The sequence below is a fragment of the Nonomuraea sp. NPDC048881 genome, assembly GCF_040649795.1.
Classification (GTDB): domain Bacteria; phylum Actinomycetota; class Actinomycetes; order Streptosporangiales; family Streptosporangiaceae; genus Nonomuraea.
In genome coordinates this window covers 264004-282495 of record NZ_JBEZGC010000011.1, presented here as the reverse complement: position 1 = coordinate 282495, position 18492 = coordinate 264004, and the positions used below count along the sequence as shown (strand labels likewise).

Annotated in this window: 11 protein-coding genes; 5 read left to right on the top strand and 6 right to left on the bottom strand. The window is 74.4% G+C overall.

Going from position 1 to position 18492, the window contains the following annotated elements:
* Nucleotides 1–144: 144 nt before the first annotated feature.
* Genes AB0C33_RS34725 through AB0C33_RS34715 form a run of 3 tightly spaced genes read right to left on the bottom strand, consistent with a single transcriptional unit; the run spans nucleotide 145 to nucleotide 7387 of the window.
* Entirely contained in the window at nucleotides 145–2904 is a 2760-nt protein-coding gene (locus AB0C33_RS34725; RefSeq protein ID WP_358295067.1) for a hypothetical protein, read from the bottom strand.
* The gene (locus tag AB0C33_RS34720; RefSeq protein WP_358295065.1) at nucleotides 2901–6062 is read right to left on the bottom strand and encodes a hypothetical protein; all 3162 of its coding nucleotides are present in this window, start codon (nucleotides 6060–6062) and stop codon (nucleotides 2901–2903) included. The genes AB0C33_RS34725 and AB0C33_RS34720 overlap by 4 nt, the downstream gene beginning before the upstream one ends.
* Nucleotides 6059–7387: an SWIM zinc finger family protein gene (locus AB0C33_RS34715; protein WP_358295063.1), complete on the bottom strand. Its 1329-nt coding sequence runs from the start codon at nucleotides 7385–7387 to the stop codon at nucleotides 6059–6061. Before AB0C33_RS34715 ends, AB0C33_RS34720 begins: the two co-directional genes overlap by 4 nt.
* On the opposite strand from AB0C33_RS34715, the gene AB0C33_RS34710 reads away from it, so the two are divergent.
* Both AB0C33_RS34710 and AB0C33_RS34705 read left to right on the top strand, forming a co-directional pair.
* On the top strand, nucleotides 7362–7628 hold the full coding sequence (locus AB0C33_RS34710) for a hypothetical protein (RefSeq protein ID WP_358295061.1): 267 nt from the start codon (nucleotides 7362–7364) through the stop codon (nucleotides 7626–7628). The genes AB0C33_RS34715 and AB0C33_RS34710 overlap by 26 nt on opposite strands.
* Nucleotides 7629–7683: 55 nt before the next feature.
* A complete protein-coding gene (locus tag AB0C33_RS34705) occupies nucleotides 7684–9369 on the top strand; it encodes a tetratricopeptide repeat protein (protein ID WP_358295059.1) in 1686 nt (561 codons plus the stop codon).
* Between the two features lie 41 nt (nucleotides 9370–9410).
* Here AB0C33_RS34705 and AB0C33_RS34700 read toward each other — a convergent pair whose 3' ends face one another.
* Together AB0C33_RS34700 and AB0C33_RS34695 are read right to left on the bottom strand one after the other, a co-directional pair.
* Complete coding sequence (locus tag AB0C33_RS34700; RefSeq protein WP_358295057.1) at nucleotides 9411–10970, bottom strand: alpha/beta hydrolase; 1560 nt, start codon at nucleotides 10968–10970, stop codon at nucleotides 9411–9413.
* 250 nt (nucleotides 10971–11220) lie between these two features.
* Nucleotides 11221–14397, bottom strand: a complete 3177-nt coding sequence (locus AB0C33_RS34695; protein WP_358295055.1) for an amidohydrolase family protein — start codon at nucleotides 14395–14397, stop codon at nucleotides 11221–11223.
* Between the two features lie 305 nt (nucleotides 14398–14702).
* Between AB0C33_RS34695 and AB0C33_RS34690 the strand changes: the two genes are divergently transcribed.
* Nucleotides 14703–15143, top strand: a complete 441-nt coding sequence (locus tag AB0C33_RS34690; protein WP_358295053.1) for a hypothetical protein — start codon at nucleotides 14703–14705, stop codon at nucleotides 15141–15143.
* Nucleotides 15144–15160: 17 nt separating this feature from the next.
* Here AB0C33_RS34690 and AB0C33_RS34685 read toward each other — a convergent pair whose 3' ends face one another.
* On the bottom strand, nucleotides 15161–15808 hold the full coding sequence (locus AB0C33_RS34685) for a TetR/AcrR family transcriptional regulator (protein ID WP_358295072.1): 648 nt from the start codon (nucleotides 15806–15808) through the stop codon (nucleotides 15161–15163).
* Between the two features lie 290 nt (nucleotides 15809–16098).
* Between AB0C33_RS34685 and AB0C33_RS34680 the strand changes: the two genes are divergently transcribed.
* The gene (locus AB0C33_RS34680; protein WP_358295051.1) at nucleotides 16099–17322 is read left to right on the top strand and encodes an oxygenase MpaB family protein; all 1224 of its coding nucleotides are present in this window, start codon (nucleotides 16099–16101) and stop codon (nucleotides 17320–17322) included.
* 230 nt (nucleotides 17323–17552) lie between these two features.
* Nucleotides 17553–18452 carry an aminoglycoside phosphotransferase family protein gene (locus tag AB0C33_RS34675; protein WP_358295049.1) on the top strand — a complete coding sequence of 300 codons (900 nt, stop codon included), beginning with the start codon at nucleotides 17553–17555 and terminating at the stop codon, nucleotides 18450–18452.
* Nucleotides 18453–18492 lie beyond the last annotated feature (40 nt).

Below are 18492 nucleotides of genomic sequence, written 5' to 3'. Positions count from 1 at the left end.
ACGGCCAGGTCGCGGTGGACGAGACGTGGTCGGCGCTGCGCTTCCGCGTACTGAAGGACGGCGAACCCCCCTTCACGGTACGGCTTGGTCGGCGGGAGCGGCGCCGGGCCGGTTCAGGGCCGTTCAGGGCCGTTCAGTGCCGGTTCAGGGCTCCTGGGTCAGCGCCTGGTGCAGGCCGCGGCAGGCGCGGGTGAGCGCGGTCGAGCCGCGTTTGGCCGCGTGGGCGGCCACCTCCGGGATCTCGCCGCGCGCCCCGGCCCACATGGCGACGTCCGTGGCCAGCACGACGGCGTCGGTGTGCGCACGCCGGGCCCGCTCGCCCCCGCGCGGCAGGAAGACGGCCAGGAAGTGGCGCAGGATCGTCCACACCTCGGCGTGCGCGCCCTGCCGGGCGGCCAGCTCCAGTGACGGCAGGGCGAGGTCGGCCCCCACGCCGCCGCGGCGGCTCAGCATGCCCAGCGCACGGCCCGTCTCGGCGGCGGGCAGCGCGCCCTTGGCCACCAGTTCGAGCAGCGGGGGCACCGCGTCGTCGCCCTCCGCGGTGAGCACGAAGGCCAGGACCAGGGCCGTGGCCGGACCGGACTCCCCTCCGGCCAGCGCCAGGCCGCGCAGGTCGTCGACGCCGGGCGGGACCGAGTAGTCGAGCAGGCAGAGCGCCAGATGGGCCGCCGCGAGCTCCCGGTGATGGGGCGTCATGCCCGTCCAGAAGTCACGTGACCCGCGCCGGGAGAAGCCTCTCCCGGCGGGCGCGGCCAGCAGGGCGTCGACGCGGGCGAGGCCGGTGGGCTCGGCAGGCGGCCAGCTCACGGCGGCGATCCCGCGCCGGTCGGGGACCTGCTCGTGGGGCGCCGAGCCGAGGTCGGGGGTCCAGGCCACCTCGACCCGCGGCGGCGGGGGCGCACCGCGCCCGAGCCGGCGGGCCACCGTGGCGGCGGCCTCCGAGCCGATGCCCCGCGCCCGTTCGGCCAGGTCGGGGGCCGGATCGGGCGGCAGCCGCAGCAGGGCCTGCGCCAGGTCGAACGGCAGCGGTTCGCGGCCGGAGCGCGCGCACCCGGCCAGGCGGGTGAGCAGGGTCTCGGGGTCGAGGTGGCCGTCGGCGCGGGTGGGCGTGGCCAGCAGGACCGGGGGCAGGGCTCCGGCCTTCGCGGCGCGCAGCAGCTCGTCGAGGCGGGACAGCAGGAAGGCATAGAGGCCGGCGCGTCCCTCCGGGCGGGGGAGGCGGCACCACTCGGCGGGCGCCGGTCGGGCGCCGGGGTCGTAGAGATCGGTCTCGACGTCGTCCGTCCGCAGCAGCTCCTCCTGCACGTCGTCGGGCAGGTCGTGCAGCGGGAGCATCGTGCGCAGGCCGGGGAGCAGCCGGAAGGCCGTGGCCGCGAGGTTCACCATGCCGTCGTACAGGGCCTGCCCGACGTCGCCGGGCGTGCTCCGGTACGGCGGCCACTCCCGCGGCGGACGCGAGCCGGGCGGCCCCGGATCCTCGCCCGGGTTGACCAGCTCCCTGGCCAGCGCGGTGCACCAGTCGCGCGGCGACTCCCACACCGGCATGTCGTAGAGCACCGGCCGCAGCTCCTCGCCGAACCGCTGGGCCAGCGTCTCGCGCAGGGGGCCGGGGTTCGCGTGGGCCTCCCGCACGACCGCCGCCAGCCACGCCTCGACGGCGATCCAGCCTGCCTCCGCCGGCGGGCCGGCCTCCGGGCCGCGGACCGGGAACGGGCCGGGCACGGTGGCCTCGGGCAGCCGGCCAGGGGTGAAGTCGCCGGTCCGGCCCGCGCCGAAGCGCTCGTGGAGCCGCCGGGCCGAGGCCGGGGGCAGCAGTTCGGCCCCCTCCAGGAGCGCTGTGGGGTCGGTGACGTGACCGGCGTGCTTGAGTGTGAGGGCGACCGCGCGGTCGCGCACCTCGTGGGAGGCGTGCCCGTACGCGTTGGTCAGCGCCCTGACGTGGTCGTTCACCCGTTCCGGGTGAGGGCCGAGGGCACGGTCGAGCCAGGTCAGGCCCTTCACCGCGAGACCGGCCTCCGGGCGGAAGGTCATCGACTCGACGGCCTCGGCGACGTCCGCCGGGTCGAGCCGGGCCGCGCGCGCCTGCCGCCAGGCCAGCTCGGCCACCGGGCCCGGCGCGGTGGCCAGCAGCCGCAGGTAGTCGCGCAGCCGTCCGGCCGACTCCGCCGGCGTGGGCGCCACCAGCGTGTGCAGCCGGACGAAGAAGCGCAGGTCACGCGCGTCGCCGCCGAGCAGGAAACGGCGCACGCAGCCCGCGATGACCTGCTCGCGCGGCAGCGCGCGGCCGGTCAGGGCCAGCCAGTGGGACGGCTCGGGGGTGAGCTGCTCGTCGGCCAGCGCCCGGCCCGCGCCGGCCGCCTCGAAGATCCGCGGAAGCAGGTGGGGCGTCAGCGGGTCGTCGGCCACGGTCGCCGCCGACAACCAGGCCGCCACCAGCGGCTCGTGGTCGGGCGGGGGAACCGGGCCGTCGCGCAGCAGCGCCAGCGCCAGCGGCACGACCCGGTCGTCGGGACGGCGGACGCGGCGCGCGAGCCGGACCGCCAGATCGGCCCGCCAGGCCGCCGGGCGGCCGGAGACCGCCCTGACCAGCCGGTGCGGGCTCGGCGCGCCGGACGTTCCCGGGTCGAGGTCGCGCTTCATCAGCCAGGTGGCCGCGCCGGCCGGGCCGGGAACGGTCGCCGCGCCCACCATCATCAGCGCCTCGGAGTGACTGGTGAGCTGGTCGAAGGCGTTCCAGCGGGCGGCCAGCAGTCGCGGGCGCAGCTCGTCGAGCAGGCCCGGCAGCTCGGCGGCGACGGCGGCCCGCTCGGCGCCGGTGAGGTCCGGCAACCGTGCGGCCAGCCGCTCGGTGTCGCGGGCGAGCACGAGGCGCCTGATCTCGGCGCGGACGTCATCGGCGGTCATGACGTGGCTCCGGTGAGCTGGGCGTGCAGGCGGCGGCAGGCGTGGACGAAGCGGGTCGTCCGGCGGCCGCCCGCGAACTCGGCGACGACCGGGATCTCCCCTCGCGCGCCGGTCCAGAGGGCCACGTCGGTGGCGAGGGCGACGAGCCGGGTGTGGCTCACGGTGACGCGCCGCCTCTCGCCGGGCGACATCTCGGGCAGCAGGGCCCGCATGACGCGCCACACCTCGTGGTGGCCGCCGGCCTCGGCCAGCCGGGTCAGGGCCGCGATGGCGGAGGTGGTCTCCTGCCAGGTGCGGCGCAGCACCAGCGCGAGCTGACGGCCCATCTCCTCGGCGGGCAGTTCGCCCCTGGCGGCCATGCGCAGGACCAGCGGGATCATGCCGGGCACGCCGCCGGCCAGGAGGAAGGCGAGGATCAGCGCCGTGGACTCACCCATCGGCCCCTGGGCGAGCTCCAGGCCGATGATCTCCGCCGGAGCCCGCCAGACGCCCCAGTGGCCCTGCAACAGGTAGGGCAGGAAGTTGACGGCCACGACCTCGCGGTGGGAGGGCAGAACGGCGGGCCACGCCCCCAGAGTGTGGCCGGACTCGCTGCCCGCCCGGTCGGACGGCTCCCGCAGCACCACCTCGTCGATCAGCCGATGGCCGGTCGGGGCCGTCACCCGCAGCACGGGCCGCAGCCTGACCTCGGTGAAGTGCTCCGGGTCGCCGTCGCCGAACTCGACCATGGACGCGTGGACCATGTGCCGCCACCCGTGGCCGCACCCGGGGTCGGCCATGCCGTCACCGGCGAGCCAGCGGGCGGCCGACCGCGCCGCCTCCGACTCGACCTTGGCGGCCCGCTCGGCCGCCGCCGGATGGCGGCCCCGCGGCAGCCGCAGCAGCGCCTGCGCCAGGTCGGCGGGGAGCGGTTCCACCCCGGCGGCGGCGCACGTCTCCAGCCGGCCGACCAGCACGTCGGGGTCGAGGTGGCCGCTCGTCCAGGTCGGGGTGGCCAGCAGCACCGGCGGGAGGGCGTCCGCGCGGAGGGCCGCGGCGAGCTCGGCGTAGCGGTGCAGCAGGAAGTCGTGGAGCGGGGCGACCCGACCGGTGCGGGGCAGGCGGTTGCGCCGCCGCCACTCGTCCTGCTCGGACAGCGCCTCGGGCAGGTACGAACGCCGCCGCGGCGGGACGAACACGACGGTCACCCGCGCGAGCGGCTCGTCCGGGCCCGGCGGGGGCACCGGTTCCCCCAGTCGCATCGCCGCGATCCGGGCCGGGTCCACGCCGAGCGCGGTCATCTCGTCGTAGGCGCGGTCGAGGAGGTGGTACGGCATGGCCTCCACGGAGTCGTCGTACAGGACGCCGGGCCTCTTGCGCACCGGGCGATCATCGGGTTCGTTCAGCCGGATCCGGCCACCGGCGAAGGGGATCTCCTGGTCGCCCTCGCGGACCAGCGCCTTGGCGGGACCTTCGTCGCTGGTCCAGGTGATGGAGAAGGCCCGCAGCGGGGCGTCGTCGTCGAGGAAGCGGCCGGGCCGGCGGCCGCCGCCCACCATGATCGGCCCGGTCGGCGGCTCCTGGCCGGGCTCCTGCCCGCGGGGGATGACGCGCACTCCCACGGAGTGGGCGGCGCGCTCCCAGAACCTCTCCGGCTGGATCGGCGGGAGCTCCGGCACGCTGCCGGGCGTGACGAGCTCCGCGGCCAGCGCCGCCCGCCATTCGCCGGGATCGAGGCACACGTCCTTGAGCCTCCGGCGGCCGTGGGCCTGCTCGACGTGGGCCTGCGCGACGTGGACCTGCTCGACGTGGGGGGCGAGCCTGCGGCGCAGCTCCGCCCGGTCGTCGGCGACGCCGGTGACGAAGGCCGCCAGCCAGCGCTCCTCGTCGATCCAGGGCTCGTGCCCGCCGGGGAAGATCGACGGCTCGGGGAAGGGCAGCGCCTGCGCGGGCTCGGGCAGCGGCGGGAACTCCTTGGGCTCCAGCAGTTCCTCGACCGGGGTCTCCCCGCCGAACCGCCCGGCCAGCTTCGCGCCCAGGTCGGCGGGCAGGTCGCGGACGGCGTCGAGGATCGCCTCGGCGTGGTCGGCGAGCAGGCCGGCGTGTTTGAGGGTCAGTTCGACCGCGCGGTTGCGCACCTCGAAGGACGTGTGCGCGTACGCCGTGGTCAGCGCGGCGACGAAGTCGGCGGCGGTCTCCGGCGTGGCCCGGATCGCCTGGTCGAGCCAGCGCAGCCCGGTGGCGGCGAGCTTGGCCTCGGCCCGGAAGGTGAGCGCGTCGACCGCCTCGACCAGGTCGGCGTGGTCGAGCGGCATCGCGGCGCGCACCCGCGCGGCGGCCGACTCGGCGACCGTGCCCGGCGCGGACGGCAACAACCGCAGGTAGTCGCGCAGGCGGGCAGCCGACTCCGCGGGCGTGGGGTCGAGCAGCGTGTGCAGCCGGACGAAGAACCGCAGGTCCTGCTGCTCGCCGCCGCGCAGGAACCGGCTCACGCAACCGTCGAGGGCCTGCTCCCTGGGGATCTCGCGGGCGACGGCGGCCAGCCAGCGGGAGGGCCGGGGCTGCAGCGACTCCTCCCGCAGGACGCGGCCGGCGCCGTCGGCGTCGAAGACCCGGGGCAGCAGCACGGGGGCCAGCGGGTCGTCGGGCACGGTCGGCTGGAACAGCCAGGCGGCCACCAGCGGGTCGTGGTCGGGCGGCACCGCGCCGGACTGGCGCAGCAGCTCCAGGGCCAGCGGCGCGATGCGGTCGGCGGGACGGCGCACCCGCCGGGCCAGCCGGACCGCGACGTCCCGGCGCCATTCCGGCGGACGGGCGGCCGCCACCCGGCACACCTGGTCGACCCTGATGGACGGCCCCCAGCGGCGGTTGACGGCGCGGCCGGTCATCCACGTCACAGCGGCGGCCGGGCCGGTGATGAGCCCGACGCCGGCCACCAGCAGCGCCCTGGCGATGCCGGTGAACAGCTTCTCGACCTCCCAGGAGGCCATCCCCCCGAAGTCGTCGGGGTACTCGGCGCGCACCTGCTCGGTCCGGACCCGGCGCAGCTCCTTGACCAGGCCGGGCAGCTGCCCGGCCAGCTCGGCGCGCTCCTGCTCGGTCAGCGTGACCAGCCGGTCGGCCAGGCGGCCGGACTCGTTGCGGACGACGAGGTCGCGGATCTCCGTCCAGGTGGTCATCGGGAGACCTCCACGGCGGCGCGGGCGACGATCCGGGCGGCCAGCACGTGCTTGCACGGGCCGCGGGAGCCGCGGTGGTCCCACCACCACTCGCACGTGCAGGAGCCGTCGGCCAGCGAGACCTGACGCGTGCCGCCCGCGGTGCGGACGGTGGCCGACTCGCCGTCGAGCCGCACGGCGCCCGCCTCGACGAGGCTGCGCGCCTTGGCCAGCCGCGGGTTGAGCACGGTCACGTTGTCCTTGTCGTAGGGCAGCTCGCGGTGGAAGTGGGCGGCCTCGGCCAGGTCGTAGCCGACCCGGCCGGCGACGCCGAGCTGCGTCAGCGCGGCCCGCACCCGGTCGGCGGGGATGCCGGCGCGGTCGGCCAGCAGGCCGATCTCGACCTCGGGCTCGAAGTTGAGCAGCATGCCGACCACGTCGGCGTCGTTCTCGGCCTCGTCGGTGGCCAGGTCGTCGAGCACCGCGCCCTCGCCGGAGAAGCCGCGCCAGCGCTCGGGCGACAGGGTGAGCGTGTAGCGCATGCCCGGCAACTCCAGCTCCCAGGCGCTGGAGGCGGCGTCGGACGGGCCGTACACCCGCAGGGCCTTGGCGAAGCGGAGCAGCGGCAGCAGGGTGGCGAGCCGGTTGGGGCCGGCGAGCTGGACGGATCCGGCGACCGGGCGGTCGGAGACCTTCAGGTCGCGCCCCACCTGGGCCACCCACACCGTGCCCTTCCTGGGCAGCCCGCGCAGGAAGCGCACCGCCGCCATGCCGGCCAGCTCGCCGCGCTGGTCCATGCCCGAGGCGATGACCTGCACCTCGGCGAACCCGCGCAGCCAGCGCTCGGGTAGCGGCACCTTCTTCTCCACCACCGCGCCGTCCGTCGTGGTCACGACCAGCTCGTCGAGGCCCACTCCCAGGTGCAGCGGGTCGCGCGCGCCGATGCGCGCCAGCGCCTCCCGCAGCGGGGCGTTCACGTCGACGTTGGTGGTGCCCCGGTCGAAGACCTCGCCGTCGAGCGCGCCCTGCAGCAGGTCGAGCCGGGCGTACACGCCGCCGCAGGCGGAGAACGACTCGAAGCGCAGGCGGTCGCCGTTGCACGTCACCACCGGGTCGCGCACCCAGCCGGGTCGCTCCTGCGGCTGGTGGTAGCGGGCCAGCGCCACGTCGGCGACGCCGAGCAGGGCCGCCGCGGCGGGGGCGGCCTGGGTCACCACGCCGCTGAAGAAGCGGGGGGCCACGGCGGGGCCGGACAGGGCACGGCCGCCGGAGGTCGCGAGCCCGAGGCGACCGTCGATGAGCGAGGAGGGCGCGGCGTACGTGTACGCCTGCGTCGCTGAAGTCATGGCCGGGACGATAGATCGCGCCACCGACAAGATCTCCGTGCCGCCTTCCGCCGATCCTGAGGCCAGATCATCTTTAATTCCGGATGGTCTACTCATTTCGGACAAGCCGGTTTATGCTCTGGGCATCCTGAAATGGATCACCCCCTGGGAGGCGCCCATGAAGAAGATGACCATCCGCCGCAAGAGCACGCAGCGCCTGATGGCCGGGGCCCGCCGGCTCTGGATCGAGTGGTGCTGGTAGGTGCCGAGACGGCGGGCGCTCTCGGGTGCCCGCCCCTGCGGTTCCCGGTGCGGCCGTGAACCGCTACGACTGCCATCGCGGCCACGGGCCCTACGCCGGGGTCGCCGGATTCCTCGCCACGATCGCCGCCGACCGTCCCCGCCTGGCCGCCCGCCATCGGGTCGAGCTGTACGCGATCGCCCCCTGGCTCGACCGCACGGCGCGGCCGGCCGCCGAGGAGGAGCCGATCAGGTTCCACCCCGCCCGCCGCACCGCCTGCCTGGCGTACGGCGCCGCCGAGTTCGCCGCCGCCTGGGCCGGCACCCTCCGCCGCCCGGTCACCGTCACTTTCGACCACGTCGCGAACGCCGACGAGACCACCGCCGAGCTGCTGGACGTCCTGGTCCCGCGGACCGCCGCCACCCCGCTGCGCCTGGACCCGCGTGCCGACGGTCCCGCTGAGCCGCCGCCGCTCCCCACGGCCTCGGACGCCGTCCGCGCCGCCCTCGGCGACGGCCTGGCCCGCGGCTTCTACCACCACGCGGCCCGCGTCGCCGCCCACGGACGCGCCCTCGTCACCCCGGACGGCGACCTGCGGCAATGGTGGGCCTGCACCACCGGCCTGGCCACCGCGCTGGCGGCGCTGGAGCGCGCCGAGGAGGCGCTCGATCTCTACGACGAGGCCCGCGCCGCCACCGGCGACCCGAAGATCAACATGTCCGCCGCGTACGCCACCGCCATGTTGTACGCCCGCCACCTCCCGGCCGCCCGCCAGGACCCCGCGCAGGCCCGGCACTGGCTGGAACAGGCGCTCGACCTGGCGCAGAGCCTGGACGACCCGCGTCACCAGGTGATCTCCACCGTCTTCTACGAGCAGGGCCTGGCGTTGCTGGACGCCAAGGCGGGCGCGCCCGACCGGGCGCTGCGGCTGGTCGACGACGGGCTGGCCAGGCTGACCGCGGTGCTCGCGCCGGGCGAGCACGCGCAGCACCTGGCCCGCCTGCGGCACAACCGCGCCCAGGTGTACCTGGCGCTCGGCGACCCGGAGCGGGCCCTGGCCGACCTGGACAGCGTGATCGCCCACGACCCGGACAACAGCGAGTACTACGTGGACCGGGCCGCCCTGCACCGGGCGGCCGGTCGCGTCCAAGCCGCGATCAAGGACTACGGCACCGCCATCAGCCTGGGACCGCACCTGCCCGAGGCCTACTACAACCGCGCCGTGCTGCACCTGGAACGCGGCCGCGACGACCGGGCCCGCGAGGACCTGGAGCACGCGCTCGCCATCGACCCCGGCCACCTGGACGCCCGGATCGCCCTGGTCAACGCCCACCTGGAGCGCGGCGCGCTCGACGCCGCCGAACGGGACGCGCTGGCCGGCCTCGAACTGGCCCCCAAGGACCCCGCGCTGCTGTGCACGCTCGGCCTGATCCGTTCCGAGCGCGGCGAACCGGCCGAGGACCTGTTCACCCAGGCTCTGGAGGGCGACGAGACGCTGGTCGAGGCGTGGACCAATCGCGCCGCCGTCCGCTTCGAACGCGGTGAGGTGACCGCCGCCGTGGCCGACCTGGACCGGGCGGTGGCCCTGTCGCCCGCGCCCGAGCCGCGCTACAACCGGGGCACCGCGCTGGCCCGGCTCGGCCGCTGGGAGGAGGCGGCCCGCGACTTCACCGACGCGCTCGCCCAGCCGGGCCTGGACCGGGCGCTCCGCCGCGACCTGCGCGCCGAGCTGGACCGCTGCCGGCGCGCCCGCTCCGGCTGACCTCCGGCGGGGTCAGCCCGCCGATCGATCCGCGGCCGGGTTCATCCCCGGCCGGTCCCGTCGCAGGTGGTGTCCTCGGCGGGCAGGACGCCGTCCACCAGGTACCGGTTGACGGTGGCGTTCACGCAGGCGTCGCCCGCGGCGAGGTAGGCGCCGTGGCGGTAGGCGCCGCGCAGGGTGATCATGCGCGAGCCGGTCAGCGCCCGGTGCATGGACCGCTGGCCGGGGAAGGGGGTGACGGGGTCGCCCTCGGCCCCGACGACCAGCAGCGGGACGTCGTTGCCGAGCGCGGTGGGCGCCTCCACGGGCGCGGCCGGCCAGAAGGAGCAGGGGCCGAGGTTGCGGGTCATCGGCCCGAACAGCGGCTCGTCCGCGCGGTGGGCCTGGATGTCGCGGTAGTAGGACTCCAGGTCGCGGGAGGCGGCCCGGTCCGCGCAGAGGATCGGGGTGCCCGCCCGGTCCTCGGCCGACCCCGACCCGGTGAACAGGCCGTCGAGCGTCTCCTTCAACGACGCCGGGACCGTGACCGCGTCGCCGCGGGCGGCGCGGGCCAGCGTCCGCACCTCCGCGGCGAAGCTCGCGTACGCCTCGGCGCTGTCGTCGTAGAGGCGGATGAACAGCAGGTAGGGGACGTGGTGGGCATCGATCCGGTACCCGCCGACGCGCAGCGGACGGTGGGCCGCGGCCCGGTTCACCCGCTCCACGGTGGCCAGGACGTCGGCCTCGGTGGCGCCCAGGCCGTACTCGGAGTCGCGGGCGGCGGCCCAGGAGGCCCAGTGCCTCAGCGCGGCGTCGATCGCCGGGCCGGTCGCGGACAGCAGGTCGGGGCCGTAGACGTCCGGGTCCACCGCGCTGTCCAGCACGAACCGGTCGGCGCGGTCGCCGAACAGCTGCGCGTAGACGGCGCCCAGGTAGGTGCCGTAGGAGTAGCCGAGGTAGGACAATCTGGGCTCGCCGAGCGCGGCGCGGATGACGTCCATGTCACGGGCGGTGTTGCGGGTGGAGGCGTGCGGCAGCAGGTCACGGTTGCCCTGGACGCATCCGGCGGCCAGCTCCTTCATGAGGGTGGCGCTCTCGGCGAACGTGCGGCGGGTCGGGCCGGCCGATCGGGTGGGGGTGTCGGTCGTCCACCGGCAGCGGATCGGCGTGCTGCGGCCGACGAAGCGCGGATCCATCCCGATCAGGTCGTAACGGGCCGCGACGGCGGGCATGAGCCTGCCGAGCAGCGGCTGTCGCAGCCCGCTCCCGCCCGGACCGCCGGGATTGATCAGCAGGACGCCCCGGCGCGCGCCGGGATCGGCCGCCTTGATCCGTGAGATCGCCACCGACACGGTCCGCCCCCGGGGCCTGCGGTAGTCCAGCGGAACGGTCACCTCGGCGCACTGGGCGCCCGCCGCGTCCAGAGCCGCGCCGGCGTCGTCGGCCGGACCGGTCGCGCAGCGGTGCCAGGTCGGCGTCTGGCGGTGGAACGTCGCCAGGGCGTCGGTCCCGCTGTCACGCCTGACGTCCGCCGACGCCTGGCCGGTGACCGCCATCCCCGCCATCCCCGCCATCAGGGTCGCGCTCGCGGCGACGGCTGTGACGATCTTTCGTGCACGCACAGAAGGCCCCTTTTTCTGATGATGTCGGCACCGACGCTAGGGGGCCGTGCGATTGACCTTGATCGGCCGAACGGCCGACCTTGATCAGCCGTACGGCCATTCCGACGTCCTGATCCGGACGGCCTGACCCGCAGCAGGTACGCCCCCGACATCCGCGCCGACCCGCCCCTGGACGCGGCTGGATGCGCAGGGGACCGCCCGGCGCGACGTGATGTTCCGACCTACGCGGACATGAGCGGCCGGGGCCTGTTCAGTGGCCGTCGCAGCAGGCGGTGCGGGCTTCGGCGAGATGGGCGGGGTCGTTCCACCAGTGGCCCGCCGTGCTCGGATGGACGGGGACGCGGGCCTTGACCCGCCCGGCGGGCGCGGCCGCCCCCTGGTCGGTGGCGGCGGTGGTGGTGGCGGACGGGTAAGGAGCGAGAAGCTGCTCGACGGTGTGGTGCCTGCCGCCGACGACGACGGCGGTGACGTTGGCCGCGTCCTCGATGCGGGACAGCGGGTCGCCGTCGACGATGGCCAGGTCGGCGTACATGCCCGGGGCGATCCGGCCCAGCGGGAGGCCCAGGTAGGCCCCGGACGTGCTGGTCGCGGCGGTGAGCGTCTCGCGCGGGGTCAGGCCGTACCGGACCATGGCCCGCAGGTTCATGTGCAGGCTGAGCCCGAGGTGGTCGATCGGCGCGTCGGTGCCGGCGGTGACCACGCCGCCGCCGCGGATCATCGCCGTGAGCTGCGCGACCTGGTTGGCGAGGTTCGTCCGGACCACCTGGACCGCCGCCGGGTCGGCCGTCTGCGCCGCGGTGACCGTCGCCCGGAGCGCGGCCGTCCGCCAGTTCGGGTAGAGCCGGCGCACCCGTTCGTCGGTGACCAGCGAGGTGTCCTCCCGGTACAGGGTCGAGGAGGTGAACAGGGTGGGGGTCCTGGCCATCTTCGAGGCGTTGAACATGGAGATGACGTCGGAGTAGGCCGAGCCGACGTTCGTGACGGTGCGCGAGTAGCCGAACCGGTTGGTGGCGCCGACGTGCTCGGTCTGGTCGCCGCCCATGGCGATCGCCGGGTAGTGGTAGTGCGAGCTGACCGGCTTGCCCTGGCGGTGGGCCCAGTCGATGACCTCCCGGTGCCAGACGACCGGCAGCCGCACGTAGCACTTCAGCAGGTCGTAGTCGAGGGCGGCGGCCCGCCGCAGTTCGAGCCGCAGTTGCTCGTGCGAGTACGTCGGGCGCATGAAGTTGTAGTAGACGCGCGCCCCGTCGATGGCCTCGCCGGTGCCCAGGTAGCGCGGCGCGAGCCGGGCGCCGGACTGCACCGACTCCCGTTCCTCGACCATGTGGTACGCGGGCGAGCCCGGCGAACGGGTGGTGGTGACGCCCAGGGCCAGCCACAGCGGACCCTGCCGCGAGCCGTAGGCGTAGCCCTGCATCTCGCGGTGGTGGTGGATGTCGATCAGGCCGGGCATGACGAACCTGTCGCGGGCGTCGATCAGGTCGCCGGGCCGTCCGTCCCGGTGCGGCTCGATCGCGGCGATGCGCTGGCCCCGTACGACGATGTCGACGTCACGGACGACGCGGCCGGAGACGCCGTCCCACATGCGGCCAGCGTGAATGACGACCTGGTCGGGGCCGGGGTCGTTGCGCCAGGTCAGCCGCACCGGGACCGGCCGGGCGGGCCTCCCGTCGAGGCTCGCCCGCTTGAGACGTCCCTCGTTCAGGTAGAGGAGGGTGGCCGAGTCGCCGGCCCAGACGGGGGCGTCGGAGACCTCGCGGGTGACCTGACGGGCCGCGCCGGTGGGCCGGCCGCTCCGGTCGACGGGCAGCACCCACAGGAGCGACTCCATGGCGAAGGCGAGCATCGTGCCATCGGGCGACCAGACGGGGCCGTCGTCGCCGCGGGTCTGCAGGGACCGGTGGGGCGCGGGGTCGACGTACGTGCCGGCGCCGGTGGCCCGGTCCACGAGCAGGATCTTGGACAGCCCCTCCCGGTAGCGCCGCGAGTACGGCACCACCGCGGCCATCGCCAGCGTCCTGCCGTCGGGGGACCAGGTCGGGCGGCCCGGCTCGAAGGTCGCGTCGTAGATCTTCTGGCGGTCGCCGGTGGAGACCTCCACGACCCACAGGGCGCCGTCCTGGTCCAGGTAGGCGATCTCGCTGCCGTCCGGCGACCAGCGGACCGACAGGGCGGCGGAGTCGGTCAGCCGGGTCACCTGCCGGTCGGCGCCGGTGTCCAGCTCGCGGACCCAGACGTTGAGCGTGCCGGTGCGGTCGGTGACGAATGCCAGCCGCCGCCCGTCGGGGGAGAAATCCGGGTCGGCTTTCCACCAGCGGTCCCGGAAAAGCGGTTCCGGGATGCCGCCGGCGCGCATGAGATAGATGTCGTTGAGCGCGCGGAAGGCGATGAGGGAGCCGTCCGGCGAAACGGCCGGGCTGCCGATTCCGACGACCGGGAATGAGCCCGGCTGGTCGAATACCCGGACCTTTTTCCGGTACTTCGGAGTGGTCGTCGTCAGCGCGGCGGTGAAGCCGACCGTGCCGGCGGTGGGGGAGCCGAGGCGGCGGACCTTGATGGCGCCGGCGGAGGTGTAGTAATAGCGTCCGTCCGGGGCGAACCGGGCGCGGAACGGGAACACCTCCTCGCCGGTGACGAGCGCGCCCGCGGTGCCGGCCAGGTCGTTGGCGCCCGAGTGGAAGTGGTGGTAGGCGAGGTCGGCGCCGTTCGGCAGCCAGGACGGCTGGTGGACGACCTGCCCGGCGGGCACCGTGACCGCGGTGGCGCGCGTGCCGGTGGCGACCTCGACGACGTCGATCCTGGTGTCGGCGACGACGAAGGCGATCTTGCTTCCGTCGGGCGACCAGGCCGGCTCGTACTCCTCGGCGGAGCCGTCGGTCAGGACGCGGCTCGCTCCGGTGGCGACGTCGAGGAGGTGGATGCCGTAGCTGCCGCCCGCGTCGGAGGAGTAGGCGATGGTGCGGCCGTCGGGGCTGTGGCGGGGCTCGCGGTGGTCGTACGGGCCGGTGGTCAGCTTCCTGATCGCGGATCCGTCGGGCCGGATCGTCCACAGGTCGAAGACGCCGTCGCGGTACGACTGGAACACGATCGTCCTGCCGTCGGGGGACCAGTCGGGCTGGGCGATGTCGTACAGGTCGCTGGTGAGCCTGCGGGCGGCGCCGCCGGAGGCCGAGCAGACCCACAGGACGCCGAGCAGGTCGAGGGCGAGCAGGCGGCCGTCGGGCGAGGGCGCGACGGCGAAGTCGGTGCCGGAGGTGACGGCCGTCCGGCCGGCGTCCCGCGCCACACGGGCCCGCGCCGGTGCGGCCGGGGCCAGCGCGGCGGCGAGCGCGGCGCCGCCACCGGCCAGGACGGCCCGCCGGGACGGCCCTGACATCGATCCGGACGGGGCGGCGGAGACGTCGGAGGGAACCGGTGCGTGAGACATCGCGAATTTCCATTCCACTGTTCAGATGGTCGGCGAAAGGCTGAACACGACGACGCGCGATTCATGGTCCCAGACGAATTGCCTAATCGCCTCGGAGTTCATCTGATCGGCCAATGTTACGTGGCTGGAAAATGCCTTCAGGAAAGTAGATATGTCGGTCAAAAGAATAAGTCAAGAGGGACGGGCGGGACGGGATCGCCGGCAGAAGTGGGGCCAGCCCCACCCACCCGTACGGCCAACCCCATGTTCCGGCCCGGCGGGTGCTTCCTAAGCTCGCTGCCACAACGACACGGAGGAGACAGATCATGACGAACACCGGCGACCTCACGACCGCGACGACGGCCCTCGGCGACGCCCGTGCCCAGGAGGCCCTCGCCACGGTGAAGAAGTGCGTCACGCTCTTCGGAGCCGTCGGTGTCATCGTCCTCGGCGTGGTCGCGGTGATGGCGTTCACCGGCGGCGAGGCGTCCGGTTTCATGTGGGTCCGGGGGGTCGTGCTGGTCGCGATGGCCGCGCTGATCCACCGGATGACCGTCCGCGCCGCGGAGGGGTCGTACAAGGCGTTCGACCGGGTGCGCACCCTGTCCACCGTCATGCCGATCGCGATCATCGGCGTGGACCTGATCCCCGGCCTCTGCCCGGCCTGGTACGCCGTGCTCCAGGGCCTGTCGGCGCTGGCCCTGGCCGGCGTCGCCGTCATCACCCGCGGCGCCGCGCTGCGCGCCGCCTTCCCCGGCGGGAAGTGAAGCCCGAGCCCCGCGGGTCAGGCGGGCGGCTGGAGCATGGGCACCAGGAAGCGCCTGGCCACCTCGGCGAGTTGCCCGTCGTCGTCGAGGTCGATGACGGCGCTGGGGATCGCCAGGAAGGAGGTGGAGATGCGCACCATCATCTCCGCCACGAGATCGGCGTCCAGGCCGTCGGACACGTTGCCCGCGCGTTGCTCCCGGCGGAGCTGGCCGGCGACGAACTGCCGCACCGTGGCGAGGGTCTGGCCGCCGTCGGTCATCAGGGACGGCACGAGCAGATCGGGCTCGGTGGCGATGAGGCCGCCGATCAGCGGGTTGCCGCGGATGGCCCGCAACGAGCTGACGAAGCCGAGGACCACCCGGTCGGCCGGGGTGTGCGCCTGCTCGATGTCGATGAGGAACCGGTCGAAGTAGCGGCGGAACTCCCGGCGCACCACGTGCTCGACCAGCGTGTCCTTGGTGTCGAAGCGCCGGTAGACGGTGATGCGTGACACCTTGGCCAGGCGTGCGACGTCCTCCATGGTGGAGCGCCTGATGCCCATCCGGCAGAACTGCTCGTAGGCCGCGTCGAGGATGCGCGTCCGCAGCTCGTCGGGGTCGCCGACGCGTTCGACGGCGTCGACGAAGGCGCGCTCCAGCAACGACTCCGAGCCTGACGGCGCCATGAAGCCGGACAGCACGGTGTCCACGATCACCTCCTGGATCGATTCTGCCTCAGGGGCGGGTCTTGTGATGTCCATCACAACGTGCTCTCATGATGATACACAGACTCATGGTTTGTTTCTCAGTATCACCCACTTCTCGGCCCCGGGCGAGAAGGAGGAAGCGGCGTGGGAGAACTCAGCAGGCGTGATTCCGGCGACGGCGCCGACACGCGCTCCCTGTTCGGTGGATCTCCGGCGAACCGATCGAGACTGCCCTGAGCGGGACCCCCCATCTCGAAGGAGTGCAGAGCATGGCAGAGCTGAGCAGGCGCGAGATACTGATCTCGGGCACCGCCCTGGGAGCCCTCGGCGCGCTGGGGATCACCTCCCCGGCCCAGGCCAAGGCCCTCGCCGACGGCTGGGAGTGGCCGGCCGCCGGCTCGGTCGCGGGCTCCGGCACCGGCGCCGACCCTCGCTGGGTGTGGGACGACGTCGCCGACCCGCTCCTCGCCTCGCTGTTCGACCGCGGGGTCATCCCCGAGGTCAACCGGCTGCTCCACGACTGGAACCGCAACGACCAGCCGCTGCCCGCCGGGCTGCCGGCCGACCTGCGGGCCTTCATCGAGCAGGCGCGTCAGCTCCCCTCCTGGGCCGACCAGGGCAAGCTGGAGGCCGCGTCGCGGTTCCACGCGCTCAAGGGCAACTACATCGTCGTGCTCACCATCGTCGGGGCCGGCATGCTGGCCACCGCCATCCCCAAGGAGGCCCGCGCGGTCTACTACTCCGCGGGCGGCGCCGACCTGAAGGACCGGGTCGCCAAGACGAACGTCCTGGCGTACGCGGTCAGGCCCCAGAACGCCTGGGGGCCCGGCGGGACGGCCGTGGTCGAGTCCGTCAAGACCCGGCTGGTGCACGCGGCCGTGCGGCACCTGCTCAAGTCGTCCCCCCACTGGCCGGGGCCCATCCCGATCAGCCAGGAGGACATGCTGGTCACGTGGCACACCCTGGCGACCTACTCCATGCGCGGGATGCGCGAGTGGAAGGTGCGCATCTCCGCCGCCGAGTCCGCGGCGTACCTGCACTCGTTGCAGCTGCTGGCGCACATGCTCGGCATCAGGGACGAGTTCATCCCCGCCACCTGGGACACCTCCTACGCCCAGTCGGACATCGTCCTGCCCAGGAACATGGGGCCGACGCCGGAGGGCGTGGAGCTGAACGACATCCTGCGCGACATGCTCGCGGAGCTGACCAGCCCGGGGAGCATCGACAAGCCGCTGGTCAACGCGTTCTCCAGGTACCTCACCGGCAACCAGGCGGCCGACTGGAACGGCATCCCGCGCGAGCCGCTGTGGGACCCGGTCGTCAAGACCGCCTGGCCGCTGCTGGTGGCGTTCAGGGAAGGGGTGATCGGGCTGCCGCTGGTGCCGGCCGCGGCCTGGCTGCTCGACGAGATGATCAAGAAGTGGACCACGTTCTACCTGACCAAGGGCGCGCAGACCAAGATCGTGATCCCGACCGGCAACCGCCCCGGCTGACCCGGCGGCTCCGCGCCGGGAACGCGTACCGGACGCGGGCGACACCCGTGGGGCAGGCGCAACCTGCCCCACGGGCCCGCCGGGTTCGAGCAGGCTTCGGGTGCTGAACGGGGTCGCGGTCTCGCGCCGGGCGGCGGGCCTTCGATAATCGGGTCGACACGCGGGCTCGCGGTGCACTGTGATGGTCCGGCCGCCCGCCGCAGGGAGCGGGCCCGTCGCTGGAGTCGTCCTTGGCCGTCCCGGGAACCGCGCCCGCCCGCCCCACGATCGACGCCGCCCTGGTCAGGAGGCTGGTCGACACGCAGTTCCCGCAGTGGGCCGCGCTGCCGCTGCGGCTGCTCGACCCGGCGGGCTCCGACCACGTGATCTACCGGCTGGGCGACGAATTGTCCGTCCGGCTGCCCCGCCACGCCGACGCCGTCGGGCAGGCCGACAAGGAACACGAGTGGCTGCCCAGGCTCGCGCCATGGTTGCCGCTGGCCGTACCGGTGCCGGTGGAAGTGGGGGAGCCCGGCTTCGGCTACCCGTGGCGGTGGGCGGTGTCCCGCTGGCTGGCGGGCGAGCCGGCCACCGTCGAGGCGCTGGCCGGCTCGTCCGTGGCCGCCGAGGGGCTGGCGGAGTTCCTGGTCGCGCTGCAGCGGTTCGCGCCCGAGGCCGTCCCGTCCCTGAAGACCCGTCCCGACCTCGCCCAGCAGCCGCTGGCGGGCCGGGATCGCGCGACGCGGGCCGCCATCGCGGCGCTCGGCGGCGTGTTCGACCGCGCCGCCATGACCGGGCTGTGGGACGCGGCCATGAGCGCCCCCGGCTGGGACCGCGCGCCGGTCTGGTTCCACGGCGACTTCCACACCGGCAACGTGCTGACCGTCGGCGGCCGCGTCAGCGCGGTCATCGACTTCGGCGGGCTCGGCATCGGCGACCCGGCCGCCGACCTGATGATCGCCTTCACCCTGATGTCGGCCGGCAGCCGGGCCGCCTTCCGCGCCGCGCTCGGCGTGGACGAGGCCACCTGGACCCGGGGCCGCGGCTGGGCCCTGGCCACCGGCCTGAACGCGTACGCCGCCTACGCCGCCGTCAGCCCGAGGGTCGCCGCGCAGACCACCCGGCAGATCACCCAGGCCCTCGCCGGCTAGCCCGGTTCGCCGGAAATACGAACCGGGATGTAAGAAGACC